Origin of the sequence: Corynebacterium sp. CCUG 71335, assembly GCF_024454075.1 — a bacterium.
GTDB lineage: Bacteria > Actinomycetota > Actinomycetes > Mycobacteriales > Mycobacteriaceae > Corynebacterium > Corynebacterium genitalium.
The window spans coordinates 97,629-117,327 of the sequence record NZ_JAGPYY010000007.1; the positions used below are offsets into that span (position 1 = coordinate 97,629).

Genomic DNA, 19,699 nt, shown 5'->3' on the forward strand with positions numbered 1-19,699 from the left:
TATGAAATAGTGGGAATCATGGCCGCCCCGAATACCCCTCCGACAGCATCCACCTGCTGCTCCCTAAGCGCCGGGTTGCTCACCCACGCAGAAGCCGACCGGTACGCCCAGCTCTTCAAAGTGCTCGCCGACCCCGCCCGCCTGCGTCTCCTCTCCCAACTCGCCGAAGACGGCTGCGGGCCCATCAGCGTCTCCGAGCTCGCCGCGCAATCCGGCCTGAGCCAGCCCACAGTCTCCCACCACCTGAAGAAGCTCACCGACGCCGGCTTACTCACCAAAACCCGGCACGGCCGCACAGTCACGCACCAAGTTCTCCCCGAGCCCTTCGCAGAACTGCGCACGGTGTTGCAGATGGATTAGCAGAAGCGTACCCAGGGTCTCTGGGAGTGCGGGGCTGCTGCTTTACGACGCACGCGTCCTCATCCCACTAGAAGTATCTCCTCCACCTCAAACTCGCCCTGGCTCTCCGATCCGACGCAATGGACCGGGATGGCGCCCCCACCTTCGCGAACTCGGGTTCTGAAATTTCCGTTCTGGTGGCTTCAGCACTCGTCATCTTTTTCCATTTATGGGCTCAATTTATGAAGCATCGTAGGATCGGCAACGGACATCAGGGATAGGAATCGGTTCAACCGTTCGATTCCGAAAACTCAACTTGCAACTAGTGGGCAATCCCAGGGTTCCCGGAGAAACCAACGGGGTTATTCTACGGTTTACGGTATCAACGGGCGCTCTCGCTGTGCGTCCAACAGAGCTTCACGTAACGCTTCGTCCTGAGCATAGATATACAGGCCCTGGACACCGCGGGTTAGCAACACATTTAGCTCGTTGTTGATGAACTCCACACCGAAAGATTTTTTTGAACCGTCAGCCAGCGTGCGGTTCTCAGTCGCCTTCTTATGTGCCGACCCGTCAGGATTGATTTGGACGTAACCATCTCGGTAGACGATGGACGGCCCCAAGATCACCCCCGCAAAGTTGAGGTCGAAACCTTGGATTGTGTAAGTAGACCCCACCTCGTTAATGGTATGAGGACTCTCTGACCATGCGCTCCGATAGGCACGGCGACGCGACTGCGTTTCTGCCTTAGTTTGAAGGTTCCACGGGAGCTTCAGCCTTTGTTCCGGATGGTGTACATCTACGTACCACCTCCCGTCTTCCTCTTCTTTGTTAACGCCTTTTTGGCTATATGGCCAGTCAAACGTTGCAAGGAGTCGGGCCAAACTGTTCTCCACGGCTGAGTCCTTCTGCCTAATCGCGTTAGCAAGATCAGCAGGATTCTCAAAAATCTTTAGCTCGTAGCCACGGCTATCATTCGGAATCTCGCCAATTGTGCGGTTGTCGATGAAGTTTCGAATCCAATCTAAAATCGCATCATCCGCGTTCAGGCGGAGTTGATTTGTCATTTCAATTTCCGCGGCTACCCGATGACCGAAGTGCTCGTTTAAAGGGGTTTCCCAGTACTGAGTTCTCTCCAGACTCTGCTTCGTGTCATATACCGCAACCACAACCTTGGCGCGATTCAAGATAGCCTCGATCTGCGGCACAGTTTCGGTATAAGACATGCTCTTTTGCGTAATGAGGAGATGTGCTTCGTCAATTAGAACAACATCAACCGGATCTTCGGGACTGAAGCTATTAATGAAGCTAGTTGGACCATAGACCCGTACTCGTGTCTCATCTCCAGCGCGCGATTTCGGAATATTGAGCTTCTTTAGAATCTCCTCATAGACCTGCAGTTGCCCACCTTCATTCTTATGCCCAGAAACAAGGTAGGCATCAATCCCGGTTCCCTCCCCATCTGGACCAGATGTTAGGTGCTCGAAACGTTCATCTTCATCGCGCACACCGGATATCAAACCGTTGAAGACACTGCTAATCAGTACAGTCTTGCCGGAACCAGCTTCGCCAGAAACGATGATGAGTTTGTGTTCTTCTGGGCCCTGAACTTCGTCTTTCCGGTTCAGGGCTGTGTTAACCGCGGCGAAGATTTCGTTCTGAGCCGCCAACTGTTGTTCATTGAGCTTGTGAAATGGAGAGGCTTTGAAAATCGCGGATTGTTCGATTTGATCACGGGGGTCAAAAAGTTCCGGTTCCATCTCACGCAATTCGTCCCAGACGGCGTTAAAGACCGGATCCAAGTGATCGAGTGTGTAGTACTGACGCTGCTCGTTGGTTCGGCGGTTATTGTGCCGTTCTACCCCTCTACATGCTTCGAGGTAGTGCAAGAAACGGTTTTCAATGTCGAGCGTGAGCGACTTATTGAAGTAGGGATGTCCAATTACATACATCTCTACCTCGTTTGCTTGTTTGAATTCGGCCCAATCAGGACGATTCTTTGAATCGTGATAAAGATGCTGTCGCGTGCGTTTCGTGATGTCGTTCGTTTCCCCAACGTACACGCTAAAGCGGAGCCCACCCGGGGTCTCCCTACTGCTTCGAACGACGTACACCGTCGGAAAATTGAGCTGATGAGTAACCCATTCGGCTCGTTCTTCCTCGTTTAGATCACCATACGAGCTCTCTAAAAGTTCTTTAAAGTCGTCCGAATATCGAACTCGTCGGATGTAGGGGGTAGGGAAATCGTCCATGGAAATGCCTCGTTTCGCGTGAATGCGGGGTGAGGACATGTCCATGCGGAAGTCCGTTGGGCCCTGTCGGTGGGACTGGCTTCCTCTCAGTATAGAAGCGTCCGCAACGCTTGACGGGTTTCTTTGTCCGGGGAGTACAGGACGGTTCCAATCATTCCTCTGGTGAGTAGAACTTTGTAGACATGCCGAACCAGAATGTCGAAATTCTCGTCAGAAATTTTATTCCTCGGGTGAAAATGCGGATCCTTGTTGCACGATCTGATGGTGGTGAATCGACCGTCTCTCCAGATGAGGTCAGGTCCTAAAATGACACCCGCCCAGTCGAACTCGAATCCTTGCGCGGTGTAGACGCATCCGATTTGTTCAAATCCGCCTTCCATCGTCGCCCATAAGGCAGATGGAGGAGCAGTTCCCACACGTCGGTCACTCTTGTTGTTCCATGGTCGCTCCCAGTCCCCAATCACTACATCATTGACTAGACCCTCTTTTCCGGCGTCAGACCATGGCCAGCAGAAGCCGGCGGTCATTCGGGCGGTATATCCATCGGCGTCCTTATCCCGTAGAACGCGTTCCATTTCCCACGGAGAATCCACTACCTCGACAGCGAACGACTCGTCGTCTGCTAAAGCAGCTTCGGCAGGGTCATATTTGGTAAGACCGAGTATCTGCTCAACCCATTCAACGTAGGCTGCGGAACCGCCACATCGAAACTGTTCACCCAGTTGAATTTCCGTTACTTCGTAGCCTTGTGACTTGGCAAAGTTCCGAATGTCTCTCGTTGACCCGAGTTCGCCGTGCCTCACCACTTGGTTATCATCCAGGAGAAAAACAGGGGCCCTAGCAGCGGAGACAAGCTCATCAATTTGAAGACGGTGTGACCGTAGCTCGGCCTTCGTGTATCTGTTATTGGACGTTGCACGGATTCGGTGAGCCTCATCGGCGATTAAGACATCAATTCCGTTCGGTTGCGCCATCGTAAAGCTATTGAAGTACTTGAATAGGCTCTGGGTGTCTTTGCTCCGGTGCCCAGCAACCTTTCGCATAGTTGTGGTGAAGGATCTTGATCCGGTCGCGTGCAGAACTGTTCGTCCCTCTCTGCCCAGTTCACCCAACACGGACAGCGCTATCGCAGATTTCCCGCTTCCCGGACCGCCCGACACCACAACGACCCGCTTCTTGGAGCTACTCGCGGCCCGCGTCACTTCGTGATTGATGATGTCAACAGCTCGTTGTTGTTCTCCGAGCAGAATGAACTTCTCGCGCTCTCGGACCTCCTCGGCCGCAACCTCCATCAGTTTGGTGGATGGGGCAACTGAGGAATTGATTAAGCGCTCCGCAGTATCTCCACCGGGAATGAGGTTGTTCTGGAGGAATTCACGCAGTGCCTTCCTATCTACACCCGTGAAGATCGGTGCTTCTTCGCTGCCGAATCGAAGCGCATCAGTGCTCTTGGGGTCGTCCAACCCATGCATGAACGCAACGGCGTGCACCCACTCGTCATGATTGTGGAGATACGTCAGGTAATTCGAAAGGTAACGGCGATAACCATTGACTTGGCGGGACGGATGCAGCTGTGGATCTACATACCCCGGCACCGAGACGAGACTCGGATCATCCTCAAAAATTTCAGCAGCTGTCCACTGCTTCAGTTCCATTACTACTACGGAGGGCTCACCGGTCTTCGGGTGGATTCCTGCTAGGACAACGTCTGCGCGTTGAGATGTCAGAGGCAGTCGGTACTCAAGGAACACATCAACGTCTTCCAGCTGAGCTTCCTGCAGCTCGGTAGCTAACTTCGGAAGGCTGTTTCGCCAGGAGTTTCTCTCCGACAGGCTTGGGTCTGGCAGCCTCGTTGCTGCGAACTGGCGGAGCATCTCTTCAACGAGCGAGGGAGGATCGTTGGCAAACTGCACCAAACGAGCCCCACTCATCCTTAGATCTCCCAAGAAGTCCTCCGTGCACGAAAAATCGCGCGACTTGGAGGCATATCTACTGGGCGAACAGAAGCCTGTCGGGGTCGCTTATCTCTTGACTGATTAGCTTATCCGTGAGCTCCGAGAAGTTATTGGATTTTTCGCGAACTTTCAATCACGTACCGGGAGACGACTGAAACGGACTGGCCGACGTACGTACTCCCGTCGGCGAAGCTACGGTTTTGCGGACTCTTCCTCCGAGAAGATAGTGAGGACGCCGCACCCCTGTGACGCCCTCGTACCCTATCTACCTTTTAACTGACAGGAGATTGGTCGGTTTTGAGACTTCCGACAGGTCCAATGCAACACGGAAACTGAGCGCCACGCGCAAGTTCTCGGCGAAAAGTTGTGTCACTGCTCCCCCTTTCGCACACCCGCGCGAACAAACCGCCGAACCTGTTCGCCCCATCTACTACCGTAGAAGCCGATTCAGTTGACGGAGGAAAGAAGCCAGCATGAACCCCCAAACAGCGCGAACAGGACAAGCGGACGGGCCTGGCTACGCGGTCATTGACTTGGAGACGACGGGCGTGGGCAAGCATGACCGCATCATCGAAGTCGGCGTGGTGCTGCTGCGCCCGGATCTTACGGTGGAGTCGACGTGGGAAACGCTCGTGCAGCCAGAGCGCGACATCCCCAACAGCTTCATCCACAAGATCACGGCGACGGATGTGGTCGATGCACCAACGTTCGCCGAGATCGCGCCATATCTGTCGCACCTGCTTAACGGCCGCTTTGCGGTGGCGCACAACGCTCCATTCGAACAGCGCTTCCTGCGCAGCGAGTTCGACCGCGTGGGCGTTTTCACCGGGCTGCCGGGGCTGTGGCTGGACACAATGCGGTTGTCAGGCTCGCACCTCGGCGTGCGGAAGCTTAGCGAGGCGCTCGCCATCGCGGACATCAAGAATTCCAATGCGCACTCAGCGCTTGCCGACGCCTACGCAACCGCCGACCTCCTCCGCTACCTCCACCTCAACCACCGCGCTTCCTTGGCCGGCTGCACCACAGCCGAGTTTGCCAATTGCAGCCCCTCTCCCCCGGTGCGCGCGCTGCCCCGCGGCGGAGCTGGTGGTGCTGATGGCAGGGACTCCAGCCGGTGGGTCGGCCGCCTCGCGCAGACTTTGCCCGAAACGTCTGCCCCCAAGGACGAGGCCGCCTACCGCGCCGAGTTGACCCGGACGCTGGTGGACAGGCACATCTCGCGGTCTGAAATCCGGCAGTTGGAGAAGGCCGCCGTTGACTCCGGTTTGAGCGCCGACGATGTCAACACCATCAACGAGGAATTCCTCCGCCAGCTCGTTGTTGAAGCGTGGGCCGACGGAGTGATCACCGATGAGGAACGCTCCTCCATCACCGCCATTTCGGATGCTCTTGAAGTTGACCAAGCTGCCATCGAGGACCTCCTCGCCCAACCCCAAACCGGTGACACAGGTGTGGAGTTTGCCCTCGAGCCCGGGGACCGCGTCTCCTTCACCGGTGTCTTCGACATGCCGCGCGAAACCTGGGAGCGCCGCGCCCTCGTCATGGGTCTCCAAGTCGGCGACGTGACCAAGACAACCAAGGTCCTCGTCTCCGCCAACCCGGACTCTATGAGCGGCAAGGCCCAGAAAGCCCGGGATAAAGGCGTCCCTATCATCGGCGAGGCCCGCTTTGCCCAGCTCATCTCGGACATGAAGATGACCCCCGCGCGGCGGCCGGACCCGGCTTCGCAGCCACACCCCGCCCCGCAGCCGCCTTCGCAGACCGACGCCGACACGAACCGCTTCGCCTGGCTCACCCAAGAGCAACGCGACCATGGCGGGATAAGCAAGGAGGCGATCGCAGCCGCATGGATCGCCATGTATCCGCATGCCGCTCTGTCTGATCTCTCCCCCGATCTGAGCGCCACCACGCCCATCGAGAAGACACGCACCGGCATCGACCGCTATATCGACGTCTGGCAGGATCACTACCCCGCTCCGCTTACTGCCAGCGCAGCCGACTTGCTCGCGTTGCCTGGAGTCGGCGAAAAGCGCCGTTACAAGCTAGTTGAACTCGCCGTCAACGCTGCACTCGAAGCTCCTGCCAAACAGGCAGCAGCGCAGTCCATCTCCTCGCCGCAGCCAGTTTCCCGTCCCACCCCCCGTCCAGTACCGCCGGAGCCGGACCGCTCCCACCTGGGCGAGCCGATCATCCCCAGAAAGACATCCCCCACCAAACCGGTGACGGAGAAGTCCGAACCGGAACCCAGCACCTGGCTTCCGGAACCACACAGGACGGCACCAGTTCCAGGAAAGCCGACTCCGAAAGAGCTGGAGAATCCTCACGCGAGTGACTTGAAAACCCGGCCGAACAGGGCGGCCAAGGTGTTCAAATGGTCGGCGGTGTCCAGCGCCGTCGCGTTTTTGATCTTCACCCTTCTAATTCTCTCCATCGATCCGGACGGGGAGTCTTGGTTGTCAATGTTCATGGCACTGATTTGGATGATCTCATCCTTGTCCGTACTCGTTTCAGGGCCCGTAGCGCTGTTCACCAAGGTAACGAGGAAATAAATTGGCCCTCCCTCCGTGGTGTCGCGCACCTAATCGGACGGGCCTAGACGTCCGCAGCGATCACAATGCGCTACCCCTGTGCACCACAGACTCGAGATCGTACCCAAGCACCGCGAGCACATCGATGACTTTACCAAACTCAGAGGATGGTTTGCCGTGCTCCAGCTCGCGCAGGAAGCGGTTCCGTAATATTTGCTTGATGCCCTATCGCACCCATCACGCCCGATTCGGCGCGAACGTTCCTTCTTGTTGAGCTTTACCGTCGCAATAGTCTGCCGAATCTCGGTTTTCGGCTTTCGTTCCGCTTGAGGGGTCCCGAACAATGAGCGTCTACCGTATGAAGGTGGCCGGAGTCGCGGGCGCAGCGAAATGCCGTGGGGTTATGATCACTATTTTAGAACTGGGATTCCGTAGGCAGCTCGCCGAAGTTCGAACGAAGGACACTTATGCCCGCCATCTTCAAAACCGTTCCGTGGCAAGTCGATCAGCTCGTTTCTGGCGTGAAGCAGGGAAGCATTAGCCTGCCGGATTTGCAGAGGCCGTTCGTGTGGCCGGCAACGAAGGTGCGTGACCTCTTCGACTCGATGTACAAAGGATACCCCGTCGGCGCACTGATGTTCTGGGATGTGCCCGAGGACGGTGCGACCAGAAAGATCTCATCGGGCGTCGGGGTCAACGCGCAACACCAGATCATCGATGGGCAGCAGCGTCTGACGAGTCTCTTCGCTGCGATGAAGGGTGTCAATGTCCGGGACGAGAATTATAGAAACCGCCGCATTAGGATCTCTTTCAACCCGTTTACCGAGCGGTTCGAGGTGCGTACCGCCGCGATAGCTAAGTCGCCGGAGTGGATCGACGATATTTCCAAAATCTGGTCCGCAGACTTCGACGAAGATGAGGGTTATTTCGAGCCGCTCGAAGCCGCTGGGCGCGAGTTGCAGAAAGACCAGCGAAAGAAGCTCAAGAAAACCATCCAGCGTCTCGAGGGCATCGAGAACTACACGTTCGACGTCGTGCACATTCAAGCAGACGTAGAAAAGCGCCTGGTCGCGGACATTTTCGTGCGCATCAACTCTGAAGGTGTCAGCCTGAAAGCTTACGACTACATCCTCACGTGGCTCAGTGTCTTTTGGCCTGAGGGTCGCGATGAAATCGAGCGATTCGCACAGTTTTCTCGAATCACACCGCAGGGTGCTACGGAAATCACTGGCGAACGGGTGTCGTGGACGCCGTGGAACCCTTTCTGGAAGGTCGAGACTGGCCACATCGTCCGCATCATGGTCGCCTACGGGCAGAATCGCGCGAAGCTTCTCGACGCCTACTCGAACCTCCAGGCCAAGGACCGAAGCACCGGCCAAGTCGATTCAGAAAAGCAGGAGCATGAGCTGCAATTGCTTAAAGACGCGCTTCCTGTGGTGACGAACCACGTCAACTGGACCGAGTTCATCCACTCAATCCAGTTAGCTGGTTTTAGGTCGGAATCTGACATCACCTCTGACTTCAACAAGTTGGCGAGCTACACGCTCTTCCTCATCGGGCGCGAGCGATTCAAGGTGGAGTTGACCGAACTTCGTACGCTGATCGCTCGCTGGTTCTTCATGGCTCAGCTCACCGGCCGGTATACGGGTTCCTCCGAATCTCAGCTGCAGCGCGACCTGGATTTGTTTGCGACACCGGAGGTGAAGAATGCCGATTCGTTCCGCGGCATCGTCGAAAACGCCATCCGCCTCGCTCTGACAAACGATTTCTGGGAGGTGAACCTCCCGCAGCAGTTGGTCTCGTCCCAGTACAAGATGTCGCCGTCCTACCTTTGCTACCTTGCTGCGCTGAACATACTCGATGCCGACATGTTCATGCTTCCCATGAAGGTGAGCCACTGGATGGATCCGTCCATCCCAGCGGAAAAAGGAACCGAGGGCCACCACCTCTTCCCGCGGGCTTTCCAGCAGGAGGAACTCGGTATCACTGACACCAAACGGATTAACCAGGCAGCGAACTTCGCCCCCACCGACTGGCAGACGAACGGAATCATCTCCGACCGCAACCCTGCGGAGTATTGGCCAGACTTGGTGTCGAAACGCTCGCACGGGGATAAATGGCTCGAGCAGCAAATGTACTGGCACGCTCTCCCCGAGCACTGGCACCAGCTCCCCTACGACGATTTTCTGGAGCAGCGCCGCCACCTCATCGCCCGGGTCACCCGAGATGGCTTTGAAAAGCTGGGGACCGCCGCGTCCGTGCCACAGCTAGCCACACAGTTCCACTCAATCGCGGAGGAGGAGCTGAGCTTGGAAGCGCTTATCGACGGCAATTACCTCTTGCCAGGCGATCTGCTCGACCCCATCGACCCGGACTGGGAGATTGAGGCCGTGATCACTGAGGACCGAACCATCCGCATTGACGGCATGGTTGAATTCGATAGCCTCGATGAAGCCGCCCAGCACGTCGGCGTGGATAACCTCAGCGGTTTCGAGTTCTGGGTGCTCGAGAAAGACGGTGGCTTGGCGACGATGGCTGAACTGGTTTCTGACGGACCGCGCGAACCTGAGCTACTCGAGGAGGGTTAGCTATCCCAGAACATCTGGTCGATTCCTCCTCCAGAAATGTCGCCGCCAGTTCCCACTGGAATCAGTTCGAGCCAGAACCCGGGCCGAACGATCCCCCGCCGAGCACGTGGCTGCCGCGCGCTGGATCGCGCCTGCCGGCGGCGTCGACTCAATCCTCTCAGATGATGGCGATGGTGCCGCCACCTGGTTCAAGTGGTCGGCAGCCGTTTCAGTGGCCACGTTCCTAGCCTTGGGTATCGGCGGTGGATACATGGGCCTAGACCCAGAGTCGGGACTGTCCATCACGTTGGCGCTCGGATGGATGGTCTCCACGTTCGTGGCAGTGGTCTCCGGTGTCATCGCCTTCTTCAGATGGGCCGGCAGGAGAGACTGACTGAAGGGCGTAAAACGGACCGGGCACTGGACGCCGCCGGTGAAGATAACTGATGCTTCCTGAACACCACCGTTGAATATCCGCAGTAGCCCTTCCAGCCCGATCTTTCGCCGTGCGCCCCACTGGAGGGTGAACTACCGTGGGGGAGTCCTAGCCCCTTCCTGCTGGAGAATTTTCTGCCATGAGCCCGCACCCCGGCTTCGCTGTCATCGACGTTGTGACAACCGGTTTTGGTGGTTCTGATCGCATCGTCGAAGTCGGTGTCGTGCTGCTGGACCAGCAGCTGCGGGAGCAGGGAACGTGGGAGACATTGGTGCAGCCGAACCGGGACATTGCCACCTGCCACGTGCACAAGCTCACCGCAACGCATTTGAAGAACGCGCCGACGTGGGAAGAAGTCGCGCCCGAACTCGCTCAAGTGATCAGGGGAAGGATCGGGGTGGCGCACAACGCGTCGTTTGAGAAGCGGTTCCTTTCGAAGGAGTTCCGCCGCGTGGGCATTCCCACGAACGTCGGTGAGGCCCACTGGGTAGATACCAAGGACTTGGCCACGGCGCAGCTGGGCTGCGGTAGCCTCGCCGACGCACTCGAGGCCGCAGGTCTGACCAATAGCGAGCCACACGCCGCACTACCTAACGCGGCAGCGACAGCGGAACTCTTGCGCACCCTCTCCGGCACGCTCATTGGCGTTCCTCTGCTTTTCACCGGCAACACGACCCCCACCAACGCCACCTTGATCACCCGGAAAGATCTCGCCGCGGAGAACGCAGAGACCGCAGAAACCGCAGAACCCGCCACGCACACCGAGCACACCGAGCACACCGAGACCGCGGAATCCCATGAGCCCGGCAGTGAGGAGAACTGGCTCGCGCGTCTCATCCAAACGCTTCCCGCGGGCGGCGACACCGACACGGACCAGTACCGCGAGTTGTTGCGGGTCTGCCTCGGCGACCGTCACCTCACCCCGGCAGAGTTTTACGGGCTAGCCCGTTTCGCCCACGACACAGGGCTTACCGACGATGATGTCACTAGGATCCACGAGGAGTTCATCCGCCAGATCGCCGTCAGAGCCTGGGTCGATGGTGTCATCACCGAACGCGAGAAAACCGAACTGTGCACACTGGCCGAACAGCTCGCCGTTGACCCCGCCTTGGTCCATGATCTCATCGCCACGCCCCAGATTCGCAGCGCTGACGATGAGGAATGGGTCGAGCTTTCCCCACACGACCGCATTGCATTCACCGGTTCCATGGACGTGCCGCGCACAGAGTGGGAAACCCGGGCACTCAGCCACGGCCTCGAGGTCGGCGGGGTAGCTAAGAATACCGCGCTCCTGGTTGCCGCGAACCTGGACACCATGAGCGGGAAGGCCCGCCGCGCCCGCGAACTGGACATCCCGATTGTCAGTGAGCTGCACTTTGCCCGGTTACTGGCCAGCATGGAGACGGAACAGCCGCAGGACCGACTGGCAGCGCCCACAGACGCTCCCGAAGAGCAGCCGACGTCCACCGCCTCCTCCCCCGCCACCGAGCCTGCAACCGAGTCGGACACAGAGTCCGATACCAACAGAGAGCTGGACATTCTCGCCGGCTGGCTCGCGCTAACGGGGACGGAATTGCCGCGTGGGGTGAGGGGCTTGGCACTGGGCGTCGAAAAGCGCATGGCGGGAGACACGATTGCGGGACTGTTCGCGCGGTGCGTCGAAGAACTAGCCGCAGCGTGCGCGGACGATCCGATGAAGATGACCATGATATCCATGCACTACATGGGTGACACGACACTGGAAGAGCTGGGCGAACTCTACAACATCTCGCAAAAGCGCATCCAGCAGCTCGACGCGGAGATCAGACACGACGTCGTGGGGACCACCGCCCTATCAACTGACGTTGCACACCATCTCGCGGCGAGGTTCCTGCCGCTGTCAGCAACCGCCTCGGTGAACGCGCAGCTTCCAGCTCTGGCAATGGATGCAGAGCCGTTCACTGGCACGTACGAGCACTACTTCCGCATGTGGGGCTTGTGGGACACCGACGAAACGTGGATCGCCGCGCCGGGTTTCGCAAACGCTGTCGACGCGGCGCTGGCAGAGCTTGTCGACGAGCATAACGCGGCGCTTATCAGCGCAGCCGCCGAGTCTTTAGGGACCGACCGCGATCTTCTCGCGGAATGGATGTCGCAGCGCAACGGGCTGGTCGTGCTTTCCGACGACGCGCACGTCCTCATCGCGTCCAGCCACCAAGACTTCGCCGCGGGCGTGCTGTCGCTCAATGGAGAGCCGATGAGCACCGCGGAGATCGCCCAGGCAACGCCGATGGACATCAATGAGCGCTTTATCACCAACGCCGTGAACGTCGATGAGCGCATTATTCGTGTGGCATCTGACCTCTACGGGCTACGCGAGTGGGGTCTGGAGGCCTATGCCGGTGGGGCGGATTCCGTGCTCCACGACCACTCCGATGCCACCAGCGATTCTGATACCAGCCGGGGTGAGACGACCGAGGTTGCCCCGCAGGATGACCCGGACCTCTACTGGCGCGACGATGCGTGGTGCATGCTGCTCACTGTCAACCACGATCACTTGGGAGGATCCGGCTTCAGCCTGCCGCTCGGTGTGGCCAGTATCTACGGTGTACCGGCGGGCGGTGAAGTCGCTGTGCCGAGCCGCCTGGGTGACCAGTTCGTGGGCGTGAACGCAGCGGAGCAGTCCGACACATCCACGATCCGCCGCTTCCTTCTCGAGGCCGAGGTATCCGTGGGCGACCGGGTGTGGCTCCGCTTCGCTCCGGAGGAATTCGCGGTTTTCCCCGCTCCCGCTCGTGCATTTCCCGCAGATGACGCAGTGGTAGACCTGGCTCACCTACTGGACTCGATGGGCCTCGATCCGGCTCTCGCCGGCAACTCTGAATCAGCGCTTGCCGCCATCAATGAAGCTCTTCACCTTGAACCAACTACCCCGCGTCGCCGCACCGTCGCCGTGTTCCGTCACCGCGGCCAGGACGAATACGGCGACCTGATCCAAGGGCTGTGAGGCTCAGCGCTCCGGTTTTATCAATTTATCAATCGGTGAACCATGTGATCACTTAACGGCTCGAGCAAGCCGAAGGAGAGCATCTGCATCAGGGACCGGCGCTCGCGAATACGGTCCAGAACCGGCCAGGGATTCGCGTTCGGCGGTAACCCAGCATGGGCGAGCCGTGCCGCTTCGTGGATGAACTCCTCGGAAGCATGCGCTGCCAGAAACGACTAGCACAGAGTGACGCACCACATGGACCTTGCTTTCCTGGGTTTTGGTGTGTCAGCTGGACTTGAGAACATGGTTTGAAATGTGAAGCATCGTCTTATCCCGCTTGCGATCGCGCAAAGCACCATCTAAAGTTGGGACCACAGTGGCGGCGTTGAAACACACGTACCGCGCTATTTCCGGTGGCCGGGTCGCTTTGAGCGACTCGGCCACTGAGCTATCTGCTGGGGGCTTCACGAATGCTTATCGCTTATATTGACGAGTTTGGACACCAAGGTCCGTACATCTCTCACGACCACGCGAAATACAACACGCATCCGTGTTTCGGTTACGCAGGTTACATCTTGCCTGCTGAGAACGTTCGCGAGATGAGTGGCTATTTCAAGTACGTTAAAGAGCAGCTACTCGCTGTGGAGATCGAACTATCCGGAGTGCCGTCAGACCAGTGGGAAAAGAAAGGTTCTGCATTACTCACGACGCGAAACATTAAGCGCTACGGGGACGAACTAGCCCCGGCGCTCTCCCGTATCTACCGGAAGCTGGGAAAGTTGGGCGGACATCTCTTCTTCTACGGACAGCAGAAACCCGTTGGTCCAGTGAGTAAAACAAGAGAGAAATCCCAGGACAGGGAGAACCATTGTCTTATTCAAGCCATCAACAGGCTCGGATCCCTTGCCTCAGACGAGGAAGAGCTAATACTCGTAGTTATGGATGCTACGGAAACTGACAACCGTGAACGCGCAGTGGCCACTCTGAGCGCCACGATTTACTCGCGCAGTAACAAGTCGAATCGCAGCATCGTCGAAACTCCATTACAGACCGAGAGCCATCTTTACAACACCGTTCAGCTCGCTGACTGGACTTGCGCTCTTTTGGGGAGGTTGACGGACTACCACTTCGCGGAGGAGTCCCAGTTCGCTTGGTCAGTAGATCTAGGACGAGAGATTTTTAAGCTCTCGCATCCGACCGATAATTCTGTTGTATGGTCCAATTCTCCGACGAAGGATTCTACTTGTTTTCCAAATCAGCTCACCAAGGCTACTAGGTTCTGGGAGGTAGAGCAGCGACGTGAAGCGGAGCAGGAAAGGAAGCGCTTACGAAATGATGGAATGTTCCAACGCTTGATCGATGCGGGTTCACCAGACCTTCAGGAGAAACTCTACAAAATCCGTAGCGGCGAACCTTGCTAAGTGCTTCGATGCAACAAAAGCAGCGCTAGGCTCCGCTTAGGTCAGCGCCTGGGTGTCGCGCTCCATCTGGTCGTAGGCCTGGTTGAACACGACCAACGCTTCTTCCTCCGAAGGGTCGAGCAGCCCGAAGGAGAGCATCTGCATTTGGGAACGGCGCTCGCGGATGCGGTCCAGAACCGTCCACGGGTTCGCATTCGGCGGCAGATCCAAGCGCGACGGCGGCGGACCAGCATGGGCGAGCCGCGCGGCTTCGTGGATGAACTCCTCGGAAGCATGCGCTGCCAGCAGCGACTTCAGCGTGATCAACAACTTCGCCGGGATGGCAACGGGGTGGTTGCGCAGCGTGTGCAGCGTGTGGCGGATCGGCTCGGTGAAGGCCGGGTGGCGGTAGACCAGCCCCTCAAGGTCAGTGAGGATCTCACCAGCGCGGTGCAGGTAGGCGTACCAGGACAGGTCGCGCTCCAGCGCCTCGCGGATCGCACCGATGCCAGAGGCGCGGATCAGCCAGTCGTTGAACGCCGCGCCGCCCTTGACGGCTTCCTCGTGGCCGCGGAACAGGCCGTACTCACCAATCAGGTCGACGACGTTCTCGATGCGGTGGGCTGCGTGCCGGTTCGGGTCCGGGGCCGCTTGAAGGGAGTGGGCGGAGAAGCTGGCATCGATGTTGCGGGGTCCACCGGGACCCTTATTGCCTTTCGAGTAGAGGGCGGAGACAAGCTCCAAACGCGACTGCGATGTCACCGCGGCGATCTCACGGGTCAAGGACTCACTGACCACACCCGTCGCCACTGTTTGCGCCAACAGGGCGGAAACCGGCATGACCCGGGAGACGAAACCGCCCAGCTGCTGAGACAGGCGCGCAGCGTGCTCGTGGGCTTTCATGATCGGGCCTTCGTCGCCCAAGGCCCCCTCACCGAAGGAGTCCGCGCGCGACAGCACGCCCAGCGTGTTCAAGGGGGTGAAACCGAGCTGCTGGATGAACTCGACCTCGTCGCGGCGGGGTGCAGAGTCAAACAGGAACACGGCAGCATCGGCGTCGACAGAGGCGGAACGGGTTTGCTCGTAGCCGTCGATAAGCGCGGCGCGCGTTGTGGCCTCATTTTCCGCTGTCAGCGTCGCTGTACCCGGGGTATCGATGAGCGTGTACCTGCTCACTGCTTGCGACGGCAACCAGCGGTCGATGAACGCGATCTCCGCCGCCGGCGCCGGCAACTGGGACACACGCCCACGCTGGATCGGGATGGGGACCTGCTCGCCGCTGCGCAGGTAGGCCACAGCGCGATCCGGCATGCCGTTTTGGAACACGGTGACCACGATGCCGAGGATGCCTTCGCGGCGGCGATGCACCTCGGATAGAAGAACCTGGAGAAGTTCCGGGGCAAGTCGGGCTTTGGCACGTGGATGTACCGCATCGCCTCGAATGCGTCGCTGGAGATAGTTCGGAAGCGGCGCCCAGAAGTCTCCATCGATTCCCCGCTCGGCGACAACGATGATGCAGGCCCGTTAGAGATCGAAGACGTCGCCGCAGAGTTCGAGGAGTCCATCGCCGACAATGACTCGTTGACGAAGGCGCTGGCCGCTATCCCCAACCAGTCCCGCGAAGCACTCGTGCTCGCCGAGGTCGCCGGATTCACGCTCGCGGAGATCGCTGAACACCAAGACTCCTCCCTCTCTGCAACAAAGGTGCGGGTGCACCGGGCACGGAAGAGCCCGCGCGAACTACTCGCCGCCAACGCTTAGCGAGCGGAGCTGTCACCCGCAACCGCAGGTCCACGGGGCCGCTGCGGTGTAATCTGCTGACATGTCTTCCTCGCCGCTTATTCTTCGCACCCGCTTCACCACAATGCTTGCCGCTACAACGACAGCGTTCGCCTGCGCTTTCGCGCTTGCAGGCTGCTCGCAGTCCACGCTCCCCGATTCGGAGAAGCCCGCCCTGACGACAGCAGCCACCCCTGACGCGCAGGACGATAGTGACGCCGAGGGCCCGGCCACCGTCATCGAGACCGTCACCGAGAAGCCCAAAGACAAGCAAAAAGACACAGAGAAGTGCGCGCAGCTGCCAAAAGACCCGCGCGAGCAGTACCCCTCTAACTCGGCTCCGGGCCGGATGCCTTCGACGGACGGATCGGACTTTAACTACTGGATCGAGGACATCGAGAACCACTACGACCCGTGCGCGCCGGTGAGCTGGATCATCTTCCACGGTGGTCGCGGCAGCGTCGACGGGCCCGCTGGCACCGGCGCCGCTGTGTCGGATGGCATCGCGTTCTACATCGACGGTAAGCCCGATGGAGACATGCGCACCTTCCGCGGGATCACCAACGTGACCCTCAACGGCGACACCATCGACTTTTCCTGGAGCGAGCGCCAGCAGGACCTCACTGGAAGCGTGAAGCTGCAGAACCACGTCACGCTCGGATTCGACAACGGACGCATTGCACCGATCAGTGGCGATGTCGAGGCGTTCAATCAGTACTGGAACGGCAGCCAGTACATGCTCGGCCACTACGGCGAGTAGGGCCCAGGACAAGGGCGGTTAACGGTGGGGGAGGTTGCGTCGATAAGCGAATGGATGCACCCGACCCCGTAGGATGAGGCGTTATGACCGACAAGAAGCCCGACATGACCACCACCGCCGGCAAAATCGCGGACTTGCACAACCGCTTGGCGGAGGCTCGCGAGCCGATGGGCAGCGAAGCCGCGCGCACCGCAGGTGAAGCCGGTATTTCCACGGCCCGCCAGCGCGTGGAAGCGCTGGTTGACCCTGACACGTTCGTGGAGACGGACGCCTTGGCGCGCCACCGCGTCGAGGAGCACGGCATGGACCGCACCAAGCCCGTCACTGACGGTGTGGTCACGGGCTATGGGCTTATCGACGGCCGACGCGTCGCGGTCTACGCCCACGACTCCTCGATTTTCGACGGGCAGCTCGGCGAGGTCTACGCCGAGAAGATCCTGAAGGTCTACGACTTGGCCATCAAGACTGGTGTGCCGGTCATCGCGATCCATGACTCCACCGGCGCACGCTTGCAGGAAGGCGTGGTCACCGCCGCGATGTCGGCACGCATCCTGCGCAAGGCCACAGAAGCCTCCGGTGTCGTGCCGCAGATCTCTGTCGTGGCGGGCGAAGTCGCTTCCCTGGCGGCGCTGCTCGTGCCGTTGAGCGACCTGGTGGTCATGGTCGAGTCCGCAACGATGCACCTGACCTCCGTTTCGGCAGTGACCAAGGTGACCCGCCGCGTGGCCACCGCGAAGTCCCTCGGCGGTGCCGACATTCACCAGACGGTCACCGGCGTGGCGCACCTGACCGCCGGATCCGACTTGGAGGCCATCCAGACCGTGCGCGAGCTGGCCGCGTTCCTGCCGGAGAACAACCGCGCCGCCTCCCCGATCAACGACAACTCCGCCGAGCCGGACACCAGCTCCCTGGACACCTACATCCCGGACAATGATTCCGCGGCGTACGACGTCCGCGAGATCATCACCCGCGTCACCGACAAGGGCCTGGTCGAGCTGGGCCGCGGTTACGCCGATAACGTTGTCGTCGGTTTCGCGCACATCTCCGGCCGCGCCGTGGGCATTGTGGCCAACCAGCCGAGCGTGCTGGCCGGCTGCCTCGACCACGCCGCCGCGAAGAAGGCCGCCGCGTTCATCCGCGTCTGCGACTCCTTCAACCTGCCCATCGTCGAATTCGTCGACTCCCCCGGCTTCTTCCCCTCCGAGGAGGAAGAGCACCTTGGTTCCGCCAAGTACGGTGCGGCGCTTGCCTTCGCCTACGCGGAGGCCCAGGTGGGCAAGATCACCGTGATCACCCGCCGCGCTATCGGCCCGTCGTACGTGGTCATGGGCTCGAAGGACTTGGGCGCCGACATGGTCTTCGCGTGGCCCACCGCGCAGATCGCGCTTGCGGACGCCACCACCGCCGCTGAGCACCTCGGTGTCGACGCCGACGAGTACGCCGCAGCCCACCTCACCCCCTACGTGGCCACCGAGCGCGGGCTTGTCGACGCTGTCATCGAACCCTCCCACACCCGCACCCAGGTCACCGAAGCACTGCGTCTGCTGGAGCGCAAGGTGGTCTACGCCATCCCGAAGAAGCACGGCAACATTCCGCTGTAGCGAGATCTGGAAGGAAGCTAACCATGACACAGTCCTCATCGCAGCCACAGTTCACCGTGGTCAAGGGCAACCCGACTGAGGCCGAACTCGCCGCTTTGACCCAGGTCTTGAGCGACCTGCAGCAGGAGGCGAAGTCCCGCACCGCCGGCGGCCACCGCAACCTGTGGGGCCGTCCCTCCAACCGCGTGCACGGCCCGGTGGTGTTCAACCCGTCGGCGTTCAACTCGACCGCGCTGTTCTAGTGCGTCTTGTCTTAGCGTCCCAGTCGCCGTCGCGGCTGATGATCTTGCGCAACGCCGGCGTTGAGCCCGTGGTCAAGCCTGCGCACATCGACGAAGATGCCCTGCTCGCCTCGCTTATCGACGCCTCCCCCGCCGACTCCGTGTGTTCCCTCGCCCACGCTAAAGCCGAGGCCGTCGCACCGGCCTACCCGGACGACATCGTGGTCGGCTGCGATTCCATGCTCTTTCTGGACGGCCAGCTGCAGGGCAAACCCCACACCGTCGAGGAGACGATCCGCCGCTGGCAGGCCCAGCGCGGCCGAACGGCCGAGCTGATCACCGGCCACGCCATCGGTTACAACGGCACGTGGATCACCGATGCGGTGTCCACGAAGATCCGCTTCGGCGATGTTTCCGATGCCGACATCAAGGCCTACGCTCGCTCCGGTGAACCGCTCGAGTGCGCCGGTGCGTTCACCCTGGAAGCCCTGGGAGGTTGGTTCATCGACTCGATTCAGGGTGACCAGACCAGCGTCATCGGCCTGTCGCTGCCGCTGCTGCGCAAGGCGCTCTACTCGTTCGGGGTCAACGCCTCCGAGTTGTGGGGCTAGACTCGCGGGCATGGCCCTCACTGACTTTTTCCGGAAGAACATGGCACCCATGTTCCCCGCCAACCTCTACATGGCCTACCTGTGGCGGAAGAAGCCCCTGCCCATGCAGGCCGTCGCCCTGGCACGGTTGCCGCTCCAGGTGCCGATGATCACCGGCGCGCTCGACATTGCCCGGGGGCGCTAGGTGGGGTTGGGGGAAGAGATCGTTGAAGTGTCCTGGGTTTAGTTCCGATCGTTTCTAGAGGAGGATTGGATCATGCCTAGGAAGTTCAGTGACGAGTT

Annotated in this window: 15 protein-coding genes; 12 read left to right on the forward strand and 3 right to left on the reverse strand. The window is 59.7% G+C overall.

What is annotated here, in order from left to right; all coding sequences use genetic code 11:
* Positions 1-18 precede the first annotated feature (18 nt).
* A complete protein-coding gene (locus KBX19_RS06900; protein WP_255998027.1) occupies positions 19-360 on the forward strand; it encodes a helix-turn-helix transcriptional regulator in 342 nt (113 codons plus the stop codon).
* A gap of 353 nt (positions 361-713) precedes the next feature.
* Here the strand turns inward: KBX19_RS06900 and KBX19_RS06905 are convergent, their stop codons facing one another.
* Positions 714-2,591: a DUF2075 domain-containing protein gene (locus tag KBX19_RS06905; RefSeq protein ID WP_255998028.1), complete on the reverse strand. Its 1,878-nt coding sequence runs from the start codon at positions 2,589-2,591 to the stop codon at positions 714-716.
* A gap of 86 nt (positions 2,592-2,677) precedes the next feature.
* Positions 2,678-4,504 (reverse strand): DNA/RNA helicase domain-containing protein, encoded by a 1,827-nt coding sequence (locus KBX19_RS06910; RefSeq protein WP_370687008.1) that lies wholly within the window; start codon positions 4,502-4,504, stop codon positions 2,678-2,680.
* 515 nt (positions 4,505-5,019) lie between these two features.
* On the opposite strand from KBX19_RS06910, the gene KBX19_RS06915 reads away from it, so the two are divergent.
* The 5 genes from KBX19_RS06915 to KBX19_RS06935 all read left to right on the forward strand — a co-directional run bounded on the left by KBX19_RS06915 (position 5,020) and on the right by KBX19_RS06935 (position 14,466).
* A complete protein-coding gene (locus KBX19_RS06915) occupies positions 5,020-7,095 on the forward strand; it encodes an exonuclease domain-containing protein (protein WP_255998029.1) in 2,076 nt (691 codons plus the stop codon).
* 446 nt (positions 7,096-7,541) lie between these two features.
* Positions 7,542-9,662 carry a DUF262 domain-containing protein gene (locus KBX19_RS06920; protein WP_255998030.1) on the forward strand — a complete coding sequence of 707 codons (2,121 nt, stop codon included), beginning with the start codon at positions 7,542-7,544 and terminating at the stop codon, positions 9,660-9,662.
* A gap of 106 nt (positions 9,663-9,768) precedes the next feature.
* Positions 9,769-10,035, forward strand: a complete 267-nt coding sequence (locus KBX19_RS06925; RefSeq protein WP_255998032.1) for a hypothetical protein — start codon at positions 9,769-9,771, stop codon at positions 10,033-10,035.
* Between the two features lie 181 nt (positions 10,036-10,216).
* A complete protein-coding gene (locus KBX19_RS06930; RefSeq protein WP_255998033.1) occupies positions 10,217-13,063 on the forward strand; it encodes an exonuclease domain-containing protein in 2,847 nt (948 codons plus the stop codon).
* Positions 13,064-13,515: 452 nt separating this feature from the next.
* A complete protein-coding gene (locus tag KBX19_RS06935) occupies positions 13,516-14,466 on the forward strand; it encodes a DUF3800 domain-containing protein (protein WP_255998034.1) in 951 nt (316 codons plus the stop codon).
* A gap of 36 nt (positions 14,467-14,502) precedes the next feature.
* On the opposite strand, the gene KBX19_RS06940 is transcribed toward KBX19_RS06935, so the two are convergent.
* Positions 14,503-15,813: a GTPase gene (locus KBX19_RS06940; protein ID WP_255998035.1), complete on the reverse strand. Its 1,311-nt coding sequence runs from the start codon at positions 15,811-15,813 to the stop codon at positions 14,503-14,505.
* A gap of 15 nt (positions 15,814-15,828) precedes the next feature.
* On the opposite strand from KBX19_RS06940, the gene KBX19_RS06945 reads away from it, so the two are divergent.
* The 6 genes from KBX19_RS06945 to KBX19_RS06970 all read left to right on the forward strand — a co-directional run bounded on the left by KBX19_RS06945 (position 15,829) and on the right by KBX19_RS06970 (position 19,601).
* Positions 15,829-16,206 (forward strand): RNA polymerase sigma factor, encoded by a 378-nt coding sequence (locus KBX19_RS06945; protein ID WP_255998048.1) that lies wholly within the window; start codon positions 15,829-15,831, stop codon positions 16,204-16,206.
* 61 nt (positions 16,207-16,267) lie between these two features.
* Entirely contained in the window at positions 16,268-16,984 is a 717-nt protein-coding gene (locus KBX19_RS06950) for a hypothetical protein (RefSeq protein WP_255998036.1), read from the forward strand.
* Between the two features lie 83 nt (positions 16,985-17,067).
* Positions 17,068-18,585 carry an acyl-CoA carboxylase subunit beta gene (locus KBX19_RS06955; protein ID WP_255998037.1) on the forward strand — a complete coding sequence of 506 codons (1,518 nt, stop codon included), beginning with the start codon at positions 17,068-17,070 and terminating at the stop codon, positions 18,583-18,585.
* Between the two features lie 23 nt (positions 18,586-18,608).
* Positions 18,609-18,827, forward strand: a complete 219-nt coding sequence (locus KBX19_RS06960; protein ID WP_255998038.1) for an acyl-CoA carboxylase subunit epsilon — start codon at positions 18,609-18,611, stop codon at positions 18,825-18,827.
* Positions 18,827-19,417, forward strand: a complete 591-nt coding sequence (locus KBX19_RS06965) for a nucleoside triphosphate pyrophosphatase (RefSeq protein WP_255998040.1) — start codon at positions 18,827-18,829, stop codon at positions 19,415-19,417. The genes KBX19_RS06960 and KBX19_RS06965 overlap by 1 nt, the downstream gene beginning before the upstream one ends.
* Before the next feature lie 10 nt (positions 19,418-19,427).
* On the forward strand, positions 19,428-19,601 hold the full coding sequence (locus KBX19_RS06970) for a hypothetical protein (RefSeq protein ID WP_005286265.1): 174 nt from the start codon (positions 19,428-19,430) through the stop codon (positions 19,599-19,601).
* The last annotated feature ends 98 nt before the right edge of the window (positions 19,602-19,699 follow it).

Coding starts and splice junctions, on each gene's coding strand:
- KBX19_RS06955 (WP_255998037.1), top strand. CDS start 17,068: ATGACCGACAAGAAGCCCGACATGACCACCACCGCCGGCAAAATCGCG.
- KBX19_RS06900 (WP_255998027.1), top strand. CDS start 19: ATGGCCGCCCCGAATACCCCTCCGACAGCATCCACCTGCTGCTCCCTA.
- KBX19_RS06905 (WP_255998028.1), bottom strand. CDS start 2,591: ATGGACGATTTCCCTACCCCCTACATCCGACGAGTTCGATATTCGGAC.
- KBX19_RS06950 (WP_255998036.1), top strand. CDS start 16,268: ATGTCTTCCTCGCCGCTTATTCTTCGCACCCGCTTCACCACAATGCTT.
- KBX19_RS06930 (WP_255998033.1), top strand. CDS start 10,217: ATGAGCCCGCACCCCGGCTTCGCTGTCATCGACGTTGTGACAACCGGT.
- KBX19_RS06920 (WP_255998030.1), top strand. CDS start 7,542: ATGCCCGCCATCTTCAAAACCGTTCCGTGGCAAGTCGATCAGCTCGTT.
- KBX19_RS06915 (WP_255998029.1), top strand. CDS start 5,020: ATGAACCCCCAAACAGCGCGAACAGGACAAGCGGACGGGCCTGGCTAC.
- KBX19_RS06960 (WP_255998038.1), top strand. CDS start 18,609: ATGACACAGTCCTCATCGCAGCCACAGTTCACCGTGGTCAAGGGCAAC.
- KBX19_RS06935 (WP_255998034.1), top strand. CDS start 13,516: ATGCTTATCGCTTATATTGACGAGTTTGGACACCAAGGTCCGTACATC.
- KBX19_RS06970 (WP_005286265.1), top strand. CDS start 19,428: ATGGCCCTCACTGACTTTTTCCGGAAGAACATGGCACCCATGTTCCCC.